Annotated in this window: 18 protein-coding genes; 1 reads left to right on the forward strand and 17 read right to left on the reverse strand. The window is 49.4% G+C overall.

Features of this window, described 5'->3' with window-relative positions:
* Positions 1-423: 423 nt before the first annotated feature.
* From hisIE to uvrB, 14 genes are all read right to left on the reverse strand, one after another.
* Positions 424-1,068, reverse strand: coding sequence for a bifunctional phosphoribosyl-AMP cyclohydrolase/phosphoribosyl-ATP diphosphatase HisIE (gene hisIE, locus HP567_RS29240; RefSeq protein WP_173612243.1), 645 nt, complete (start codon positions 1,066-1,068; stop codon positions 424-426).
* On the reverse strand, positions 1,065-1,823 hold the full coding sequence (hisF, locus tag HP567_RS29245; RefSeq protein WP_173612242.1) for an imidazole glycerol phosphate synthase subunit HisF: 759 nt from the start codon (positions 1,821-1,823) through the stop codon (positions 1,065-1,067). The genes hisIE and hisF overlap by 4 nt, the downstream gene beginning before the upstream one ends.
* Positions 1,813-2,562 carry a 1-(5-phosphoribosyl)-5-[(5-phosphoribosylamino)methylideneamino]imidazole-4-carboxamide isomerase gene (gene hisA, locus HP567_RS29250; RefSeq protein ID WP_173612241.1) on the reverse strand — a complete coding sequence of 250 codons (750 nt, stop codon included), beginning with the start codon at positions 2,560-2,562 and terminating at the stop codon, positions 1,813-1,815. The genes hisF and hisA overlap by 11 nt, the downstream gene beginning before the upstream one ends.
* The gene (hisH, locus tag HP567_RS29255) at positions 2,559-3,173 is read right to left on the reverse strand and encodes an imidazole glycerol phosphate synthase subunit HisH (RefSeq protein ID WP_173612240.1); all 615 of its coding nucleotides are present in this window, start codon (positions 3,171-3,173) and stop codon (positions 2,559-2,561) included. Before hisH ends, hisA begins: the two co-directional genes overlap by 4 nt.
* Before the next feature lies 1 nt (position 3,174).
* On the reverse strand, positions 3,175-3,774 hold the full coding sequence (gene hisB / locus HP567_RS29260; protein ID WP_017252226.1) for an imidazoleglycerol-phosphate dehydratase HisB: 600 nt from the start codon (positions 3,772-3,774) through the stop codon (positions 3,175-3,177).
* Positions 3,771-5,069, reverse strand: a complete 1,299-nt coding sequence (gene hisD / locus HP567_RS29265) for a histidinol dehydrogenase (RefSeq protein ID WP_173612239.1) — start codon at positions 5,067-5,069, stop codon at positions 3,771-3,773. Before hisD ends, hisB begins: the two co-directional genes overlap by 4 nt.
* A gap of 19 nt (positions 5,070-5,088) precedes the next feature.
* On the reverse strand, positions 5,089-5,736 hold the full coding sequence (hisG, locus tag HP567_RS29270) for an ATP phosphoribosyltransferase (RefSeq protein WP_173612238.1): 648 nt from the start codon (positions 5,734-5,736) through the stop codon (positions 5,089-5,091).
* A gap of 3 nt (positions 5,737-5,739) precedes the next feature.
* The gene (locus HP567_RS29275) at positions 5,740-6,915 is read right to left on the reverse strand and encodes an ATP phosphoribosyltransferase regulatory subunit (RefSeq protein ID WP_173612237.1); all 1,176 of its coding nucleotides are present in this window, start codon (positions 6,913-6,915) and stop codon (positions 5,740-5,742) included.
* 181 nt (positions 6,916-7,096) lie between these two features.
* Positions 7,097-7,603: an acyltransferase gene (locus HP567_RS29280; protein WP_173612236.1), complete on the reverse strand. Its 507-nt coding sequence runs from the start codon at positions 7,601-7,603 to the stop codon at positions 7,097-7,099.
* Between the two features lie 15 nt (positions 7,604-7,618).
* Positions 7,619-8,554 carry an HPr(Ser) kinase/phosphatase gene (hprK, locus tag HP567_RS29285; protein WP_106785335.1) on the reverse strand — a complete coding sequence of 312 codons (936 nt, stop codon included), beginning with the start codon at positions 8,552-8,554 and terminating at the stop codon, positions 7,619-7,621.
* A 155-nt stretch (positions 8,555-8,709) separates the two neighbouring features.
* Positions 8,710-9,078 (reverse strand): phage holin family protein, encoded by a 369-nt coding sequence (locus HP567_RS29290; RefSeq protein WP_173612235.1) that lies wholly within the window; start codon positions 9,076-9,078, stop codon positions 8,710-8,712.
* 39 nt (positions 9,079-9,117) lie between these two features.
* The gene (locus HP567_RS29295) at positions 9,118-9,747 is read right to left on the reverse strand and encodes an HD domain-containing protein (RefSeq protein WP_173612234.1); all 630 of its coding nucleotides are present in this window, start codon (positions 9,745-9,747) and stop codon (positions 9,118-9,120) included.
* A 66-nt stretch (positions 9,748-9,813) separates the two neighbouring features.
* Positions 9,814-12,681 carry an excinuclease ABC subunit UvrA gene (uvrA, locus tag HP567_RS29300; RefSeq protein ID WP_173612233.1) on the reverse strand — a complete coding sequence of 956 codons (2,868 nt, stop codon included), beginning with the start codon at positions 12,679-12,681 and terminating at the stop codon, positions 9,814-9,816.
* 15 nt (positions 12,682-12,696) lie between these two features.
* On the reverse strand, positions 12,697-14,673 hold the full coding sequence (gene uvrB / locus HP567_RS29305) for an excinuclease ABC subunit UvrB (protein ID WP_173612232.1): 1,977 nt from the start codon (positions 14,671-14,673) through the stop codon (positions 12,697-12,699).
* Between the two features lie 180 nt (positions 14,674-14,853).
* On the opposite strand from uvrB, the gene HP567_RS29310 reads away from it, so the two are divergent.
* Positions 14,854-15,786, forward strand: a complete 933-nt coding sequence (locus HP567_RS29310) for a flagellar hook assembly protein FlgD (RefSeq protein WP_173612231.1) — start codon at positions 14,854-14,856, stop codon at positions 15,784-15,786.
* 63 nt (positions 15,787-15,849) lie between these two features.
* Here HP567_RS29310 and HP567_RS29315 read toward each other — a convergent pair whose 3' ends face one another.
* The 3 genes from HP567_RS29315 to HP567_RS29325 all read right to left on the reverse strand — a co-directional run bounded on the left by HP567_RS29315 (position 15,850) and on the right by HP567_RS29325 (position 20,526).
* Positions 15,850-17,559, reverse strand: coding sequence for a hypothetical protein (locus HP567_RS29315; protein WP_173612230.1), 1,710 nt, complete (start codon positions 17,557-17,559; stop codon positions 15,850-15,852).
* Between the two features lie 120 nt (positions 17,560-17,679).
* The gene (locus HP567_RS29320) at positions 17,680-19,041 is read right to left on the reverse strand and encodes a PDZ domain-containing protein (protein ID WP_173612229.1); all 1,362 of its coding nucleotides are present in this window, start codon (positions 19,039-19,041) and stop codon (positions 17,680-17,682) included.
* Between the two features lie 15 nt (positions 19,042-19,056).
* Positions 19,057-20,526: a S41 family peptidase gene (locus tag HP567_RS29325; RefSeq protein ID WP_173612228.1), complete on the reverse strand. Its 1,470-nt coding sequence runs from the start codon at positions 20,524-20,526 to the stop codon at positions 19,057-19,059.
* Between the last annotated feature and the right edge of the window lie 39 nt (positions 20,527-20,565).

The following is a 20,565-nucleotide window of genomic DNA, read 5'->3' on the forward strand; positions in this document are numbered from 1 at the left end:
TTTTACATCTTATCACGTTCGCTATTTGCGAGTCAAGAAGTTTTTTATCGAATCTCGTTTTCTTTTCTCGTATTTTGTCGTCGTTCTTGGCGACAAGGAATAATCTATCATATATAAAAATCAAAATCAAGAGTAATTTTAAAAGTTTTTTTATCGGCAAACGAGAAACAGCTAAAATATCGCGATACGAAAGGAAAAAGAGCGAGAAAAGCATCTCACTCTTTCTATCAAATACCTCTACTATATTCAGGCTTGAACTACGTACCCGTTTCTTTTCTTAAGATGATATTGCAAGATTCCTACTCCAGCGTAGTATGAGCGAACAAAAATCTTTCTGTTGCAGCAGCCAATGCCATAACCGCTAAGACAATTGTTCCCGAAGATCTGAGCCTCTGGAAACAGAGGTGGTTATTACTTTATTTGTTAACGACGCCTCTGAAGCTCCGTCAGCACTTCACCCAGCGGCAGCTTTTGCTCCCGTAACAAAACCATCAAGTGAAAGATCAGATCAGATGCCTCATATCGCAGCTCCTCACGACTTCGATTTTTCGCTGCAATAATGACCTCGGCAGCCTCTTCCCCAACCTTTTTCAGGATTTTGTCTACGCCTTTTTCGAACAAGTAGGTGGTGTAGGAGCCTTCCGGGCGTTCTGCCTCCCGCGCAGCAATTAGTTCCTCCAGCTCACTTAAGATCGCAAATCGATCTTCTTGTACTGACTCATCATCTGTCTCGGTGAGAACTTCCTGCGAGAAACAGCTGTATGCTCCCGTATGACAAGCAGGCCCATTCGGCTCGACCATCACGACCAGTGCATCTCCGTCGCAATCATACCGCATAGAGACGATCCGCTGTGTATGACCCGAGGTCTCACCCTTGTGCCACAACTGTTGTCGGGAACGACTCCAAAACCATGTTTCTTTGGTAGCCAATGACTTTTGTAGCGATTCTTCATTCATATAGGCAAGCGTCAAAACGGTCTTGCTTCCGGCATCCTGCACGATGACAGGAATCAAACCCTTTTCGTCAAAACGCAATTTATCTACTGCAAATGCTCCTGCTCCTGTCATGGTCGTACGACAACTCCTTTGGTTTGCAAATACTCCTTAACCGATTGAATCGACGTCTCGTCATAGTGAAAAATGGATGCGGCCAGCGCGGCGTCTGCCTTTCCTTGCGTCAGCACATCGTAAAAATGCTCCCTCGAGCCCGCTCCACCAGAAGCAATGACCGGAATTCCGACCGCTTCTGATACCCGCTTGGTCAATCCGAGTCCAAAGCCTTTCTTTTCTCCATCGTCGTCCATGCTGGTCAAAAGGATTTCGCCCGCTCCGAGCGCTTCTGCTTCCTGCGCCCAGCGGATGACGTCCTTCCCCGTCGCATTCCGTCCACCGTGGGTATACACTTCCCAGCGATCTTCCCCGACACTTCTTGCGTCTATCGCCACGACGATACATTGTGAGCCAAAGACCGTCGCTCCCTCACGGATTAATTCCGGACGCAAAACAGCCGCAGTATTCAACGAGATTTTGTCCGCACCTGCACGCAAAATCCTTTTCATATCGTCGACGCTGTTAATGCCGCCACCAACCGTGAAAGGAATCGTAATGTTTGCGGCTGTTTTTTCGATGACATCTACCATCGTCTTGCGCCCTTCGTGGGACGCAGAAATATCGAGAAAGATCAGCTCGTCTGCTCTCTCGTCGCTATACTTTTTTGCCAGTTCAACCGGGTCGCCTGCATCGCGCAGTCCCACGAACTGCACACCTTTTACTACCCGTCCGTCTTTTACATCGAGACACGGGATGATTCGTTTAGCCAGCATGCGATTCACGCTCCTCCATACGCTGGAGCGCCTCTTCCAATGTAAAAGCGTCCGTGTAGAGTGCTTTGCCAACAATGGCGCCAGAGACTCCGTCCGAAGCATGGGTAGCCAGTGTCAACAAGTCGTCCAGTTGACTGACACCTCCCGAAGCTATCACCGATTTTCCTGTAGCCATCGCCAAGGCTGCAATTTCTTCTACATTGGGTCCTGTCATCGTGCCATCACGAGCGATATCGGTGTAAATAAACGTCTCCGCGCCATACGTAACCAACCGCTTGGCAAGCTCCGTTGCTTGCACATCTGTCGTGGTCAACCAACCTCTGGTAGCCACCAGCCCATTCCGGCAGTCCAGACCTATCGCAATCTTGTCTCCATCGTTTTGAAGAATTCGCTTCGTAAAAGGCTCGTCTTCGATAGCAGCAGTCCCGACGATCACTCGCGCGACACCTGCTTCCAAATAGTCCGCAATCTGCTCTTCTGTTCGAATGCCGCCTCCAACCTGCACGGGTACAGGGATCGAGCGCGCTATCTCCTTGATGAGCGCTGCATTGGCAGGCTTGCCTTCCTTTGCCCCATCCAAATCTACGAGATGGACCCAGGACGCACCTTGCTCTACCCATCGTTTCGCCATCGCGAGCGGTGAATCAGCGTACACTGTCTCTTGACCGTAATCTCCTTGGAAAAGTCGAACACACTTGCCCCCGCGAATATCGATCGCCGGATAAACGATAAAGCTCATGTCAAAACCCCCTCACATTGAACGGCAAAATTACGTAGCAGCAGCATTCCTGTCTCTCCGCTCTTTTCCGGGTGAAACTGCATACCGTATACGTTGTCACGATTCACAATAGCTGTGACCTCCTGGTGATAGTCACTCGTCGCGAGCAAGACATCAGACTGGCACAAGACATGATACGAATGGACAAAATAGACGTAATCGCCATCCTGTACACCGTTTAGTAACGGTTGCTTTTGCTTTATTATCAATTGATTCCAGCCCATGTGCGGAACCTTGTAATCCCCGCGAAAACGAACGACCTCACCACCAAGTAATCCCAAGCCTGTATGCTCGCCATGCTCTGCACTTTTCTCAAATAAAAGCTGCATGCCGAGACAAATGCCCAAGATCGGGCGACCTGTTGCTGCGTATCCCTTGATCGCTTGCTCTAATCCAAGCTCACGTATGTTGACGATAGCATCCCCGAACGCCCCGACTCCCGGCAAAATCACTCCGCTATATTCTTGCAGACGCTCTGCTTGAGAGACGAATTCGTACGAATAGCCCAATCTTTCCAACGCCTTGCTCAGGCTGTACAGATTCCCCATGCCGTAATCGATGATGCCGATCATGTTACAAAACCCCTTTTGTTGACGGGACCCCTTTTACACGCGGATCGATCGTCGTCGCTTCATCCAGTGCACGGCCCAGCGCTTTGAAAATCGCCTCGATCATGTGGTGCGTATTGTGACCGTAGTGCAGAATCACATGTAGATTGATCCGCGCCTCCAGTGCGAGCTTCCATAAAAACTCGTGCACCAGCTCCGTCGGAAACTGACCAACCATATTCGTAGGGTACGTAGCGCGATATTCCAGATGAGGACGGTTACTGATATCAATGACGACCTGCGCGAGTGCGTCATCCATCGGGACAAACGCATTTCCATAACGCTTGATGCCTTTTTTGTCTCCCAACGCTTCCCGTAGAGCATGCCCAAGACAAATCCCGATATCCTCCACCGTGTGGTGATAGTCGATTTCGATATCCCCCTTTGCCTTTACAGTCAGGTCAAAATGTCCATGGCGGGTAAACAGGTCAAGCATATGATCTAAAAATGGAACACCCGAGTTTTGCTTGCTCTCACCCGCGCCGTCTACACCAAAGGAAAGCGCGATCTGCGTCTCATTCGTATTGCGTTCGATCTGTGCTGCACGTTGTTTCCCTTCACTCATCTCTTTTCACTCTCCTGCTCTTCTGTCTCAAAATCTTGCAATCGCGCAAGGATCGCTCGACCGTGTCCAGACAATCCTTCCTGCTCTGCCAGCGCCACAATTTTATGTCCATTTTCCCGCAAATCTCGTTTGCTGTAGGAAACAACACTCGACTTCTTAATAAAATCATCGACGGATAATGGCGAGGAAAAACGCGCCGTTCCATTCGTAGGAATCACATGATTGGTTCCGGCAAAATAATCTCCGACTGGCTCTGAGCTGTATGGGCCGAGGAAAATTGCACCTGCATTTTCCACTTTTCCGAGACGCTCAAACGGCTCGGCTATCATGATTTCCAAATGCTCGGGGGCGATGCGGTTGATTACGGCAAAACCTTCGTCCAAATCGTCGACGAGTAAAATAACACCGTAGTCGCGTATCGCCGTTTCTGCAATTGATTTGCGTGGAAGATCGGCAAGCTGTCGCTCGACTTCCTGTGATACCTGCTCCGCCAACGCTTGCGATGTCGTAACCAATATAGCGGCTGACATTGGATCATGCTCGGCTTGAGAAAGAAGGTCTGCCGCGACGTAACGCGGGTTGGCCGTCTCATCTGCGATCACCGCAATTTCACTGGGCCCTGCCACCATGTCGATACTGACCAATCCGAAAACTTCTCGCTTTGCCAGTGCCACGAAAATATTACCGGGACCAACGATTTTATCAACCGCTTTGATTTGCTCCGTCCCATAGGTCAATGCCGCAATCGCCTGCGCTCCGCCTACCTTGTATATCTCACTTACTCCTGCAATTTGAGCTGCAACGAGTATCGCCGGATTGATTTTCCCATCCGCTCCTGGAGGTGTTGTAATGACTACTTCAGGAACACCTGCAATTTTGGCAGGGATAGCATTCATCAAAACACTGGAAGGATAAGCTGCCGTTCCGCCTGGAACATACAGACCTACGCGCTGCAATGGACGTATTAGTTGGCCTAGCAATGTGCCACTTTCTTTGGTGGTAAACCAGGACTGACGCACTTGCCGCTCATGAAACACCCGAATATTTTCGGCTGCTTCCGTCAATGCCGCCTTTACTTGTGGAGACACGAGCTCACTTGCTTCAGCAAACTCGCTCTCGCTCACACGGAAGTTTTGTAGTAGCACACGATCAAATCGCTCCGTGTAATAGCGCAGCGCTTCGTCTCCTTGCTGGCGAACCGAGGTGAGGATCGCCTTCACCGCTTCTTGCTGTTCTCTCGTTCCTGCGTCTACCGATCGTTTCCCGTCATACTGACTGGCTGACATGATACGCATAGCTGTCTCCCCTTTTTCTCTAGTTCCCGTGAGGAATGACCTCTAAAAATTTTCCGGCGATCTCATCCACTGCTTCACTTTTCATCCGATAGCTGGCTCGATTAGCAATGAGCCTCGTCGTAATTTCACAAATGCTCTCCAATTCGACCAAGCCATTTTCCCGCAATGTCCTACCTGTCGAAACAATATCCACAATACGATCAGCCAGCCCAATCATCGGTGCAAGCTCTACTGAACCATTCAGCTTGATTACCTCAACCTGCTGTCCCCGCTCACGAAAATAACGTGACGCAATCTTCGGATATTTCGTCGCAACACGAGGAGCTTCCGTCGGCTTCCAGTCTGGCAGACCCGCTACCATCATGCGACAATAGCCGATATGCAAATCCAACAGCTCGTAAACATCTCGTTCTTCTTCCAATAAAACATCCTTGCCAACCACGCCAACGTCAGCCACCCCATACTCGACATAAGTAGGAACATCGGTAGGCTTCGCCATAATGAATTCAAGCTTGGCATTTTCCACAGGGATGATCAGTTTGCGTGAATCTTGTAGATCTGCAGTGACCTGCAAGCCAGCCTGTTGGAGGAAGTGGACAGCCTCTTCAAAAATCCGCCCTTTTGGCATGGCGATCGTCAGCTTTTGATCGTTTCTCGTGAGTGCCATCTCCTACTCCTCCTGTTGTGTTATGCAAATGACTTTGGTAAATCCCGCTTCTTGTCCAACCTGTTTCTCATCTATTTTGGAGACGAGACGTGTCACTACTACGAGCCCGTCCTCACGCAATTGCTGTGCCTCTGCCAAAGCGTCGCTGCGGCAATCTTCCGTGTAAACGAGCAATACGCGGGTAGGTGCTTGCCTTTTTACGGATGGAGTGACCTGAAGTAGCCGATCCATCTTGATCGCAAAGCCTGTGGCGGATGCAGCCCGCCCAAATTGGGAGAGCAATTGATCGTAGCGTCCTCCGCCCAATAGCGGGGAGCCCAAATCTGCCGCGTATCCTTCAAAAACGACCCCTGTATAGTAGTTCAAATTGATGATCAGATTGAAATCGATCAACAAATCTTCCGTCACCCCGTAGGCTTCTAACGATTCCCACAAGGAAGCAATCGTCTCGACTGCCCTCCCTGCTTTTCCGTTGCCTGCCAAATCACGGGCTACTTCGATTTTCCCTTTTCCCCCTTGCAGCCGCAGCAAGGCTTCCAATCGGCTTTTTGCCTCTGTCGGAATGTCTACTGTCGCAAGTAGTTGCCGGAAGCCAACGAAGTCCCGCTCGTACAAAAACTGGCGGAATTGATTGCGAATAGGCTCATCCTCAATCTCCTCCTCCAAAAGACCGTCTACGAAATCGACATGCCCAATGGCAATACGAAACGTTTCCACACCCGCTGCCCGCAAGCAAAAGACAGCAAGGGCAATGGCTTCCGCATCCGCATCGACAGACGCATCTCCGATCAGTTCAATCCCGGTTTGAGAAAACTCTGCATTCCGCCCCGCTTCCTTTTCTTGTGCCCGAAACACATTTGCCTGGTAATACAACCGTATTGGCAATGGAACATCTTTATAAAGGGAGGAAACAACCCTTGCAATTGGCGTTGTCATATCCGGACGCAGAACTACCGTGTGACCTTGTTTATCCAGAAGGCGAAACATCCGGTCTGTCAGTGTCGCACTTGCTGCTCCTACCGTATCGAAGTATTCCAGAGAGGGCGTGGAAATTTCGTCATAGCCCCACCTCTCGATACACTGCCGCAGCTCCCGCTCCAAGTGCCGTTGTTTCGCCAGCGATTCCGGCAGTATGTCCCGCATCCCGAGCGGCTTTTCGAATCCCAAGGGTTTTGCCATCCTTGTTCCCTCCATCACATTCGCTTTACTCTGCTAATATGGTAACAAACTAAAGTGTTATGAAGAAGATTACCACGTCGAGAATCTTAGGTCAACCAAGATAAGAATAGTCGGAAAATTTAACACAAAACAAAAAACCGCCAGGATAAACACCTGACGGCTGATCACAAGGGAAGAGACGCTACATGCCTTCTTCTTCCTCTGAAGCTTTCGTTCGAATGAGTTGCATGGGATTCCCACCTACAAAGGCGCCAGGCGGGACATCTTTATGAACAACCGTTCCCGCGGCGACAATGGCCCCTTTGCCAATCGTTACTCCCGGCAAAATGGTAGTGTTGGCCCCCACCAGGACAGCATCTTCAATAATCACTTCTCCCAAACGGTATTCATCAATTAAATATTCATGGGCAAGTATGGTCGTATTGTACCCGATCACGCAATTACGACCGATCTTGATTTTCTCGGGAAACATGATATCCATCATTACCATCAACGCAACCGCACTATGCTGTCCTACTTCCATACGCAAAAATGTGCGGTACATCCAGTTCTTCCACGAAACGATCGGCGTATACCTGGAGAGTTGGATGACAATAAAATTTTTCATGACTTTCCAGAAGCTTACCGTTCGATACATGTGCCAAAGCGGGTTTACCCCATTTACGGGATAACGTGTTGTCTTCCTCATATGCGTCTCTTTCTCCTACAAGTCAGAATCGGCATCTTCTAAAATGGCATTCGACTGTTTCCGTGTGAAGTGCATCGCTGCGTTGTAACCCATCCGTTTCAAACGGAAATTCATCGCTGCAACCTCAATGATGACTGCCAAATTTCGTCCTGGTCGAACAGGAACGGTAATAATCGGAATCTCGGTATCCATGATCTTCAATGTTTCCTCATCGAGCCCCAACCGCTCGTACATTTTATGAGGCTCCCACAGCTCTAGCTGAACAACCATCTCGATGTTTTTCACATTGCGCACAGCACCTGCCCCAAACATCGTCATAATGTTGATAATTCCCACGCCGCGGATCTCCAAAAGATGCTGAATCAGCTCAGGGGCACTACCGCTTAGCTGCCCGCCCTGTGTCTGCTTAATCTCTACTGCGTCATCTGCTACGAGTCGGTGTCCGCGCTTTACTAGCTCAAGTGCAGCCTCACTCTTCCCGATCCCGCTCGATCCCATAATCAAAACGCCGACCCCGTAAATGTCTGTGAGTACCCCGTGTATCGTCGTCGTTGGTGCAAGACGATTCTCCAGGAAGTTGGTTACTTTCCCGACTAGCGTAGTCGTTGCCAGCGGGGACTGAAGTACAGGTACCCCCAACCGATTGGAAACGTCAATCATCTCCTCCGGCACCATTTGATTACGGGTCACACAGAAGCAGGGAACCTGACTTTGCATGAGAAAATTCATCCGTTCCAGCCGTTCCTCTGGAGTCAGCGTTTGAAAAAAGTTGATTTCCGTCAAGCCGAACAATTGAATCCGCTCTTGCGCATAATACGAATAGTAACCGGCTAACTGCAGGCCCGGACGACTCAAATCCGTAACAGTAATCTCACGCCCCAAGCCCTCTTCCCCGCTCAAGATCGTCATATTGAAATGGTCCACTAAATGGCTCACATTCGTCTTACGCATGAAGCTTCCCCCTCACATGGGATTTTCCGTCCCTATGGTTGTGTCTCTATTGTATCGAAACCTCTGTGCTTACGACAACCTAATAAGACCGAGCATCCTTATTAGGCAAAAACCCCGCGACTCTTTTGAGAGAATACGGGGCTTTTTCGCACATACTACCTCTTTTCTCTTTTCATCCCTACCACAACTTCAATGAGGTAGCCAAAAATACTCATCAGTGCTGCTGCCACGATGACAGTGCCAATGTTGTCAGGCCATGGCCCCACTTCAAATCCATCAATAAAGTAGGCAGTCAACGCAAACGTCACGGCATTAATGACAAACCAGAACAAGCCGATCGTCAATACTTGCAAGGGAAAAGTAAAAAACAGCAGAATCGGCCGAATCACTGTGTTCACCATCCCCAAAATCAACGTAGCCCATAATGCTACTGTGAAATTCGCGACATAAATGGAATGGAACCAATTGCTGATCAAAAGCAGCGCAGCCCCATTTAAAAGCATTTTGATTATCCAGCGGCTCATGGTGCATTCCCCCTGTACAGTCTAGCCTTCGCGCAACGATTAACGAATCCCCGTTACTTCCCATTCCCATTGCTCAAAAAACGTTGTCATGAATCGATGCCTGTCTTCGGCGATTTTCTGGGCAGTCTGGGTGAAAAGCTTGTCTTTGATGCGCTGCAGCTTCCAAGTGTATTCCTTATAAGGTGTATGCTGATTGGGGTCATCCGATTGTATGGGTTGCCCAATAACCCCAGTATAAGCAAAAACCCGAGCTACTCCAATAGCCCCAATCGAATCCAGCTTGTCTGCATCAAACAAGACCTTTTCTTCCAAGGTATGTGGAGGACGTTCTTTACGAAAACGATGGGCGAGAATTGCAGACTGTACACGCGAGATGAATGCTTCCGTCATACCGCGCTCGGAGAGCCATTCCCCTGCTAGTCTTGCGCTAATTTCGGCATGGCACTCTCCTGTTTGCCGTTCTTCTGCTCTCCCGATGTCATGCAGCAAAGCAGCGAGGCGCAGTACTTCCATATCCGCTCCTTCCTCGCTACCAATCCGCTCACACATCGCCATCACACGCAAATTATGCTGCCAATCGTGTGCAGGATCTTGTCCATCAAAGCGCTTCTGTGCTTCTGCCACCAGATCGGCAGGCAGTGCGGCAAGAGAATCTTTCACGTAATCCATCTTTTCCTCCCCCTTAGCTTTCACCAAGCAAAGATGCCCCCCTGATTCAGGGAGGCAGCCTCTCGATTACTTCGCAACGAATTGTTCTAGCTTGGCATTCGTCCGTTCTCTATCGCGTTCCAAAATCGGCTTCAAATAGATACCCGTATAAGATCCTTCCATTTTTGCCACTTCTTCCGGTGTTCCCGTACCGACAATTTCTCCGCCACGGGTACCACCCTCAGGCCCCAAATCTACGATGTAATCAACCGTTTTGATGACATCCAGATTATGCTCGATGACCAGCACTGTATCGCCGTTATCCACCAATCGTTGCAGTACTTTTAGCAAACGATCGATATCGTCTGTATGCAGACCGGTTGTCGGTTCATCCAAGATGTACAGGGTACGTCCTGTGCTGCGTCGATATAGCTCAGAGGCTAGCTTGACGCGTTGTGCTTCCCCGCCAGAGAGCGTGGTAGCAGGCTGCCCAAGCTTCATATATCCCAGCCCCACGTCTACGATGGTCTGCAGCTTGCGCTCGATCTTCGGCAGATTGCGGAAAAATTCTACCCCATCCTCGATCGTCATTTCCAAAACATCCGCAATGCTCTTGCCTTTGTACTTCACATCAAGCGTCTCGCGGTTGTAACGCTTGCCGTGGCAAACTTCGCAAGGCACATACACATCCGGCAAAAAGTGCATCTCGATTTTAATAATCCCGTCACCGCTGCATGCTTCACAACGGCCGCCCTTGACGTTAAAGCTGAAGCGACCTTTTTTATAGCCGCGAACTTTGGCTTCATTAGTGGAAGCAAACAGGTCGCGAATATCGTCAAAGACACCTGTATATGTCGCCGGATTGGAACGTGGTGTACGTCCAATTGGAGATTGGTCGATGTCGATCACCTTATCCAGATGCTCCAGTCCCAGGATGCGGCGATGCTCCCCAGGCTTCACCTTTGCCTTATTCAAATCGCGAGCCAATGTCTTTTGCAAAATTTCATTGATCAGCGTACTTTTTCCTGAGCCAGATACACCTGTTACGGCAACAAAAACGCCTAGAGGAAGCTTCGCAGTGACGTTTTTCAGGTTGTTTTCCTTCGCGCCCTCAATCTTGATCCATTTGTCCGAAGGCTTGCGACGCTCCATCGGAACAGGGATGAATTTGCGCCCGCTTAAATAGGCACCCGTCAAAGAGTTAGGGTCCTTCATGACTTCTTCCGGAGTTCCTGCCGCTACGATCTGACCGCCATGTATGCCAGCTCCTGGTCCAATATCAATAATATAATCGCAGGCCATCATCGTATCCTCGTCATGCTCGACGACGATCAATGTATTCCCCAGCTTGGTCATATGCTCCAGTGTCTTGATCAGACGCGCGTTATCCCTCTGATGCAGTCCGATACTCGGCTCATCTAAAATGTAGAGAACGCCCATCAGACTAGAACCGATCTGCGTAGCCAGTCGAATCCGTTGCGCTTCTCCCCCTGACAGTGTTCCCGCCGCACGGCTCAGCGTCAAGTAATCCAGTCCGACATCAATCAAGAAGTTCAGTCGTGCCTTGATTTCTTTTACGATCAGGTTCGCGATCTTTGTTTCCCGCTCTGTCAGTTCCAGTCCATCGACAAATTGATGCGCATCGAGAATCGACAGCGTAGTCAGCTCGGAAATACTGCGCTCCCCTACCTTTACCGCCAAGCTCTCCTGACGCAAACGTTGACCTTTGCAGACAGGGCACGCCTTCTGGCTCATGAAGCCTTCGATTTGCTCGCGGATGTAATCCGAGCTGGTCTCCAGATGACGTCGTTGCAGGTTGATGACGACACCCTCGAACGGTACGACCGCCTCGCGCACTTGCCCAAACTCGTTCTCATAGCGGAAGTGAATTTTTTCGCCTTCACTACCGTACATCAAGATTTGTCGGTGCGCTGCCGTAAGCTCTTCATAAGGTACATCCATCCGAATGTTAAAGTGGCGGCAAGCTGATTCCAATAATTGTTGATAGTAAGTCGAAGTCTTCGGCTCCCATGCGCCAATCGCCCCGTCATTGAGCGTCTTCGTCGCATCAGGAACGACCATATCCGGGTCTACCTCCAGTTTGACACCCAATCCGTCGCACTCCGAGCAGGCACCAAACGGGCTGTTGAAGGAGAAAATCCGCGGCTCCAGCTCTCCGATGGAGAATCCGCACACCGGGCAAGCATGTTTTTCACTGAACAGCAGCTCTTCTTGCTCCATCACATCGACGATGACCTTGCCATCTGCTAAGCGAAGTGCCGTTTCCAAGGAGTCTGCCAGACGCGCCTGCACATCCGGCTTCACAACGATCCGGTCAACGACAACCTCAATGTTATGCTTCTTGTTCTTTTCCAGCTTGATATCTTCGGACAAATCGGTAATTTCACCATTGACCCGCACGCGGACAAAGCCTTGCTTGCGGATGTCCTCCAACAGCTTGACGTGCTCTCCCTTGCGACCTTGCACCATGGGAGCTAGAATCTGCATTTTCGTGCGCTCAGGATACTCCATCAGTCGATCGACCATTTGTTCGATGGTCTGGGATTGGATCTCGATACCATGCTCCGGGCAAACCGCTCTACCTACACGCGCATACAAAAGGCGCAAATAGTCGTAGATTTCCGTAACCGTCCCTACCGTGGAACGAGGGTTGCGGCTCGTCGTTTTCTGGTCAATCGAGATCGCAGGGGAAAGTCCCTCAATCGAGTCCACGTCCGGCTTGTCCATCTGCCCAAGAAATTGACGGGCGTATGCAGACAGAGACTCGACATAGCGTCGTTGCCCCTCTGCGTAAATTGTGTCAAAAGCAAGCGATGACTTACCCGAGCCAGACAAACCCGTCAGAACGACGAATTTGTCCCTCGGAATGACTACATCAACATTTTTTAAATTGTGGGCACGTGCACCCTTTACGACAATATGTTCTAATGGCATGAAAAAAACCTCTCCTTAGAGTTCCGCCTTCAGCTCGAGAATCAAATCACGCAATTCGGCCGCACGCTCGAACATGAGGTTGCGTGCCGCTTCCTTCATTTCTTCTTCCATACGCTCTATGACAGCTACGCGATCCTTCTTCGGCATTTTTTTGAAGTCTGCATGTGGCAAATAATCCGCTTTTTCCTCCGCTACCTTGGTCGCCTCGATCACGTCGCGGACGGACTTTTTCACGGTTTGCGGCGTGATGCCGTGCTCTTCATTGTACGCCATCTGAATGGAACGACGACGTTCTGTCTCTCGAATCGCAGAAGCCATCGAATCTGTCATTTTGTCCGCGTACATGATAACGCGTCCCTCTGCGTTCCGCGCAGCCCGACCGATCGTCTGAATCAGCGAGCGCTCATTGCGCAGGAACCCTTCCTTGTCTGCATCCAAAATCGCCACAAGCGATACCTCCGGCAGGTCTAGACCTTCCCGCAAGAGGTTGATCCCGACAAGCACGTCAAACTCGCCCAAACGCAACGAACGTAAAATCTGCATCCGCTCAATCGTTTTAATATCCGAGTGAAGATAGCGGACCTTGATTCCGATTTCTTTCAGATAGTCCGTCAAATCCTCAGACATTTTCTTCGTCAGAGTCGTGACGAGAACTCGCTCATTTTTTGCAATCGTAGCCTGAATCTCGCCAATCAAATCGTCAATCTGTCCTTTGATCGGACGTACCGTAACTGTTGGGTCAATCAAGCCTGTCGGACGAATCACCTGCTGCACCATTTCCGGGCTGTGCTCCAGCTCATAAGGACCAGGCGTAGCTGAAATGTAAATCGCTTGTTTCAGCTTTCCTTCAAACTCTTCGAACTTGAGTGGGCGGTTATCGCGTGCAGAAGGCAGACGGAATCCGTGATCGACGAGTACATCCTTTCGTGCGCGGTCACCGTTATACATCCCCCGAACCTGCGGCAAGGTCATATGCGACTCATCCATCATGACGATAAAATCTTCTGGGAAGTAATCCAGCAAGGTATACGGAGCATGCCCGGCAGGAAGTCCCGTCAGATGACGTGAGTAGTTTTCAATACCGGAGCAAAAGCCCATCTCCATCATCATCTCAATATCGTACCGTGTGCGTTGCTCCAGTCGCTGTGCTTCCAGAAGCTTGCCCGCATCACGGAATTCTTTCAGTCTTTCTTCCAGTTCGGCCTCGATGCTTTGGATAGCCAGCTTCATTTTCTCCTCGCGCGTCACGTAGTGAGAGGCAGGGAAAATGGCAATGTGATCACGCTGTCCCAAAATCTCCCCGGTCAGTACGTCAATCGAAGTAATCCGCTCAATTTCATCTCCGAAAAACTCTACGCGAATCGCCTGCTCACTCTGTGAAGCAGGAAAAATCTCCACCACGTCACCCCGCACGCGGAACGTACCACGTGTAAAGTTGATATCGTTGCGTGTGTACTGGATATCGACCAGCCGATGCAAAATCTCGTCCCGTCCTTTTTCCATGCCAACACGCAAAGACAAGAGCAGTTCGCGATACTCTTCCGGCGAACCCAATCCGTAAATGCAGGAGACGGAGGCAACGATGATCACGTCTCGGCGTTCAAACAGCGCACTGGTAGCCGAGTGACGGAGCTTGTCGATCTCCTCGTTGATGCTCGAGTCTTTTTCAATAAACGTATCCGATTGGGGAATGTATGCTTCGGGTTGATAGTAATCGTAGTAGCTGACGAAGTATTCCACCGCGTTGTTCGGGAAAAACTCCTTAAACTCTGCACACAGCTGAGCGGCCAGAGTTTTGTTGTGAGCCATCACGAGTGTCGGCCTGTTCACCTGAGCAATTACCTGGGCAGCCGTATAAGTCTTTCCCGTTCCCGTCGCACCCAGCAATGTCTGGTGTCGCTTGCCAGCCTTTAACCCTGCCACCAGCTCGGCAATGGCAGTCGGCTGGTCACCGGACGGTTGAAACTCCGATACCAATTCAAAACGCTCCATTCCCTCGTTCATCTCCTCATAGCATGACTGTTTCTACTTCCATTATAACACAATTCCGGCTAGTTTAAGCCCAAAATTCGAACAAACGTTTGTCTTCATCTTTCCACCAATTTTTCCGATATAAGATGAAGGAAGCACAAACATACGCAGATACACTCGCCACCTTCAGGGAGGATTGACATGTCAGATACCGGAACAACCGTCAAAAATAACCCTTATATACAACCGCATATGAGCTATAAAGGCAAAAAAGAATTCTCCACAGAGCTCGACCAAAATGCCTTTATGAAGCTCATGCTGGAGCAGTTAAAGCATCAAGACCCTATGTCCCCCATGGACAACTCTCAGTTCATCCAACAAACAAGTATGCTGACCATGGTAGAAAAAATCACAAAAATGACCACGCTGATGGAGCAATCGAACAACAGCATGGTCACTTTGGAAAAGTATGAAAAGCTGGTAGGTCGTACTGCCTCGTATTCCCTTACTACAAAAGACGAGATGACGGGAGAAACCAAGACGGAGAAGAAAGAAGGCGTACTTGATGCCGTCTACATGGATCAAGGCAAAATCTACTTCCGTATTGCAGGCGAATCGACGCCGATTCCGCTGGCAGACGTCTCCGGATTGGAATCGCAAGGTCTGGCCGGCAATACGCTCGACAACAGCGTGAAGTACATGGAAATGATCGGTCGTGAGATTTCCTATAAAGTAACAAAGGAAGTCGACCGGGATGGCAATCCAGATACCAAAAACGACATTTCCAAAGTTGATGAAATCTTGAATGGCGTCATCACTGGTTTTACCACCAAAAACGGTACCGCACAATTCCAACTGGATAATGGATCAACCGTAAAAGCCGAAGAAATCGTAGGCATGACGGTGAAACCTGAAAACAGAACAATGGGCAACTCCCTTGCCTACGCGCAAATGATCGGCTACAACATCACGTACAACCAGTCTCAAACGAATCCGGATGGCACCACTAGCACTACTCCTCTTACCGGAGTAGTTAAGGCTGTCAGCATGAAAAACGGAGTCGTCGAATTCGTCCTCCAGGATGATAAGAAAGTTGCTCTCAATCAAATCACAGGATTCGAAGCAACTGCCTAGAACCTATACAAAAAGCCGCACATCTTCGAAATCGGAGAAGGCGGCTTTTTCTTTTACAAATACCTATTCGTTTACGATCACTTTTCCGGTTATCGCATCCACATAAAACGTATCATCTACTTTAAATTCTCCCCCGCAGAAGCAATGCGAGCGAGTTTGGCGAAACGAAAGGTCATAGCCGAGCTTCCATGTAATCGTGCCTTTCTTATAATCTGGCTGGTGGATATAGGTCAGCTCAAGTGGATAGGTTTGCAGTAATCGGGTCATGGCCACTTGTTCTTTAAGGGCTTGGGAACGGGCCGGGTATTTGACACTGGCCGGTTTGTTTATGCTCACCTGCTCCCATGTACCCGTCCATGAATCGATCTGAATCGTATACATCCCGTTCTCCACACTTTGATTGACCCCATAAACTGGAATGCCGTTTACAAGGGGATCAGCTATGATCGAGGTGTACCTTTCATCTCCATCCTCCGTTATTTGGATCTGATTGCTTCCAGACGGAGCCAGTCTTTTCAAAAGCTTATCCGCTTCCATCCGATCCCGCTTCTTATCCGTTTTCACATTAGACCATTGTGGATTGTTCACCTTTGTGGAAAATTCAAGCAGTTCACCAGTCTTTGCATCTGTCACGAGTAGATGATGCTGCTCGCCGTTATTGCTTCCCTCAGGAAAGGTAGCCATTCGAGATATCTTGTCAGCATCGGGAACCCCTTCACCAAAATTTCCCCATATGAAATAACGAAGGGCTGGACCATCATCGTAACTCGCCTCGTAGATGGACAGCGGCAGCTTTTCTGTTTCGATTCTAAACAACATGCGTAACAAATCACGCGCTTGCGTCTCTGTTTGCGCTACCCACCTCTCACCTGTTCCGGTCACATTGATGATCTGAGAGGGGTTGGTTGTCGCTCGGGAATTCGTTGTGACCAATCGTTTGCCACTAAAGGCATCCAATGCACTACCTGTATGTTGTTGCGTGATAATTCCATTTTTCAGGACATAAGCGAGCTTTGCTTCTACCTGATCGCTTTGATTATGAATGGGCAATAAATAAACGAGCTCCAATGGACGGCTTTCTTGCCACTTTCGAACAGCTTGTTCGGGGGAGATGATGCGCTGCGGAGATGGGAGTGAAGAGGGACTTACTTTTTCGTATAGCCTGCCATCAAACGTAGAAAACCAAACGATTCTTCCCGAGGCATCAAAACTGACGAGACAATCATAATCGTCATCGAGCACCACATTATTCAGGACTCGCACCAACCGAACCGTCAATAGGTCCTTATTTTTAAAAACCTCTCTTGCTTGGTAAGCATTTCCTGTGGCAGTTCCCTGCAATCCAGCGACAAAAGCCAGCGCACGTGCTTTTGCCTGCTGCTCAGTCGGGTAGGCAGGCTTTGTTGCTGCTTTCGGGGTAAGATTCAGTCTGAGCAGCTCACCTGTTTGTCCGTCAAAAATCGCATCATCCATGGACGATTCAGCCTCAGCCGCAGACAGCGCAAACGTGACCGCCACCCCGCTCACACCAGGTCCATCCACATCGCCACCGTAAACGACATAACGCGAAGACAACTCCGGTAAAAGTTTGACTAGCTTTTGGACACCTTTGGTCACATGCATCGGCACAGCCACAACTGATTGTGCCTGTGCTACGGTCACAGAAGTCGTTGCGCCAGCTCCTGATAAGGGTGCGGCAAAAACCGTGGCAGCAGCTAATGTACCCGACAAATACCACGAGACCGTTCTTTTTACCTTGAACACCGACCCCACTCCCTTTTTTTTCCTCCTACATTGAGACGCAACAGCCACCAGTAAGTTTCCGAATGGACAAGCTTTTCTCGAAAAAAAGAAGGTATGCATGTTTGTCTGCATACCTTCTCCCCACTATCCTTAAGCTCCAACATTCAGTTTCTCCAGCTTTTGCTTGATCAGCTCGACTACACTGGAGCGTTTCAAATCAACAAATGCACGGGTATTTGCATCCGGAACCACAATGATCCCCAGTTGGTGATGATTGCCCGCATAGACCGCACACTGTACGAACTTCAGCTCACCTTCACGCGTGAGTACTTCCATTTTGCAAAAGGCAGGATTGGCTTGTAGCGCTGGATACAGATCTTCTTTTTCCCGCACCGCAATGCCATTTACTTTCACGATAATCTCACCAGGCGTGATACCGATCTCCTCTGCTCTCGTACCCGGAATGACACCCATCACTTTTACACCACGCGAAGACTGGATGAAATAAGGCGAACGCTTTCTTTCTTGATACTGACTCCAGAAAAACAGCGCCTCATGACCGAATAGTGCAAAGATCGCAGCCAGCAAGATCAACGGATAAAACCATACTACCAGAGCACACAACCCCAACAAAATAATCGCATACAGCGTCAAATTTTTCGCAACCTGCGTTGCTTTTCTATACGGAGTCATCGTTTGCGTCATGTCAGAGAATCCGGTCACTGTTGGCAAAAGCATCAATCCGAAAGAAGCGACTTCCGGTGAAAAGAACGGCCACCCTGGATACAACGCGCCACTGATAGCACTTGGCTCCATCTGTACGAACAGCACGACTGGCGTCAGCCAAAAAGAATGAAGCAAATAGGCACCCACGATCCGACCACGTTGCCCTTCTACAAACAGCGGAGAAGCATCCCGCCCGCCATTCCAGCGTACGAGCATCGCTTCAATCAGATGCATAACCGCAACTAACGCAAGCAACGGCAAAGGTTTCGCTTGATGAATCAATTCCCAGACATAGCTCAATCCAGGAACATCCGTAACCGGTGGAATGACCAGTGTGATCGCGTGTAAAATCGCCAATACCCCTGCAGCATATGCAAAACAGAGAAACCGTAAACGAATCAGCGCCAAGATGAGCGCCAATCCCCATAGTATCCACAAATCCTGTGCTTGCACGACCACGCCGAGTCCTGCACTAAGAAGAGAAATCAGCAAGCCTCCCACCAAGCCCATCCCTACAGCCCGTATCGTCGAGAGCAAAGGGGACTGAATGCGTGCAGAAAAAAGCTGTCTTTCCAGGTTCATCTGTCTGCGATAATGCAAATAAATAAACACCAGAAAGAGATAGAAGACAGGATTGATAAAAAATGCGGCAAAGCCATATGCAATGGTAAGCATATCTGCCTGTATCGCCAATTGCCTCACCTCAACTAAAAGAAAGAAAAACCACGGCATTTGATTTGCCGTGGTTATCATTTCTACGGATAGAAGGTATTTACCTGCTTCCATTTTCTTGATTATTCATTACTTGCCCGTGACTACATCCAGAGCTTTTTGCAATTGCAGGTCATTCTCTGGCTTCGTCATCGTTTTACGGAGACTTTCTTCCAGCGAAGAGCGTGTCTTCGCATCTACTTTGCCAGTTACCTCAAGTTTGTTGGAGGTTTGGAACTGCTTGATTGCTTCCTCTGTCTTTTCATCAAAATAGCCATCTTCTCGTCCTGGAGACAGATTCAAGCCCTTCAGGATGAGCTGCAGGTTTTTCACATCAGTACCAGCCATGTCGCGCTGCAATACTTTATCTGCTGGCAACAGAGTTGCATTGAAATAGTCTGGTTGCTTGACTTCAAAGTCTGGCTTAATGCCTTTTTTATGGACCCATTCACCACTCGGTGTGACCCACTTGGCAATCGTCAGCTTCAATTGGCTCTTGTCGTTCATTTCCATAGTGCTCTGAACGGTTCCTTTACCAAAGGTCTTCTCACCAACCAGCTTGTAGTTTCCGCTATCCCGCAGAGCACCCGCCAGAATCTCCGATGCACTGGCGCTTCCGCCATTAATCAGTACCGAGATTGGATAAGGCTTGCCAGCTTCTGTAGTCGAGAAATACTCTTCTTTTTGCTGTCCGCCATTTCCATACTCGATCTGCACGATCTTGCCTTTTTTCGGCACGAGGATTTCTCCGATTTCTTTCACAGCTAACAAATATCCGCCCGGATTGCCTCGAACGTCAATTACCAGACCGCCAATCCCCTTCTGCTCGAGAGCAGCCAGCTGTTCTTTGAAGTGCTTAGCCGTGTCTGTAGAGAATTGGGTAATGTTGATCATCCCTACTTTAACACCGTTCTTCTCGATAATCTGACTGTTTACCGTCTCAATCGGGATATCGTCACGCACACACACGATGGTAAGAGGCTCTGGCACCCCGGCTCTCACTACTTTGAGAACCGCCTTCGTTCCTTTTGGACCACGAATCTTCGTCACTGCCTGATGCAGGTCCAATCCTTCAAGGGATTCATCATTTACGCTCAAAATTTGGTCGTTTGGCCGCAGCCCTGCACGCTCCGCTGGAGAGTTTTTGAATGGCGAAACAACCGTTACCCGACCATTTTGCATCGTTACCTCTGTCCCGATCCCTTGGAAAGTCGAGTGTAGGGTAGATGTGAACTCCTCAGCAGAACGAGGGTCCATATAATCACTGTACGGATCTTCTAGCGACCCGACCATTCCGCCAATTGCACCCTCTACTAACTGCTCGTTGGTGACATTTTGGATGTAATCTTTCTTGATTGCTGAAAACGCCTCGTACAGCTTCTGGAACTCTTTCGGATAATCTCCGCTCCCAGAAAACAGCGCCATGCTGGATGCTGTTAAAGCACCACCTTGACTCGAACTGGCGCTAGCCGATGTCTTCATGATCGCCATCGTAATAAAACTACTGGCTACCATCGAGATGAGTACAAGCGCGATTACGGTACGTCCTTTCCATCTCACTGTTACGTCACCATCCTTTGTGCTACCGGAAAAAGATAT

The organism is Brevibacillus sp. M2.1A (assembly GCF_013284355.2).
Taxonomy (GTDB): Bacteria; Bacillota; Bacilli; order Brevibacillales; family Brevibacillaceae; genus Brevibacillus.